Raw genomic sequence first — 1,119 nt, 5'->3', positions numbered from 1 at the left:
GGCCGGGCGTCGTTGGAGCACCGGGCCGTCGTGATCGCCACCGACCGCGCCCAGGCCCTCGACGCCCTCGACGCCCTCACCCACGACACCGACCACCCCCACCTCATCCGCGGCACCGCCACCACACCCGCCCCCCTCGCCTTCCTCTTCACCGGCCAAGGCAGCCAACGACCCGGCATGGGCCGCGAACTCTACGACACCTACCCCGCCTTCGCCCAAGCCTTCGACGACGCCGTCAACGCCCTCGACCCCCACCTCGACCGACCCCTACGCGACCTCGTCTTCTCCCGACCCGACACCCCCGAAGCCCACCTCCTCAACGAAACCCGCTACACCCAACCCGCCCTCTTCGCCCTCGAAACCGCCCTCTTCCGACTCCTCCAACACCACGGCATCCACCCCGACCACCTCGCCGGCCACTCCATCGGCGAACTCACCGCCGCCCACGCCGCCGGCATCCTCACCCTCCACGACGCCGCCCACCTCGTCACCACCCGCGCCCGCCTCATGCACAACGCCCCCACCGGCGGCGCCATGATCGCCATCCAAGCCACCGAACAGGAAATCACCCCCCACCTCACCCCCCACGTCACCATCGCCGCCATCAACACCCCCACCAGCCTCGTCATCGCCGGCGACCACACCCAAACCCACACCATCGCCCAACACTTCACCAACCAAGGCCGACGCACCCACACCCTCAACGTCAGCCACGCCTTCCACTCCCCCCACATGGACCCCATCCTCGACGACTTCCACCACACCGCCACCCAACTCCACTACCACCCCCCACACACCCCCATCACCACCCACGGCAACCCCACCGACCCCCACCACTGGACCCAACACATCCGCCAACCCGTCCGCTACCACGACACCACCACCACCCTCACCAACCACGGCATCACCCTCCACCTCGAACTCGGCCCCGACCCCGTCCTCACCCCCCTCACCCCCAACACCACCCCCACCCTCCACCACCAACACCCCGAAACCCACACCTACCTCACCGCCCTCGCCACCACCCACACCCACGGCCACCACCCCACCACCCACCCACCCACCACCACCCACACCAACCTCCCCACCTACCCCTTCCAACACCACCACTACTGGCTG

Annotated in this window: 1 protein-coding gene; it reads left to right on the top strand. The window is 69.0% G+C overall.

The window, feature by feature from the left end:
• The coding region (locus tag ACGFZP_RS39470) for an acyltransferase domain-containing protein (RefSeq protein WP_392942337.1) at positions 1 to 1,119 on the top strand (1,119 nt) is incomplete at both ends.

The organism is Kitasatospora sp. NPDC048239 (genome assembly GCF_043202015.1).
In the GTDB taxonomy this organism is placed as follows: Bacteria; Actinomycetota; Actinomycetes; order Streptomycetales; family Streptomycetaceae; genus Kitasatospora.
Note: the sequence above shows the minus strand (reverse complement) of the source record. Positions and strands in the feature narration are given on the sequence as shown.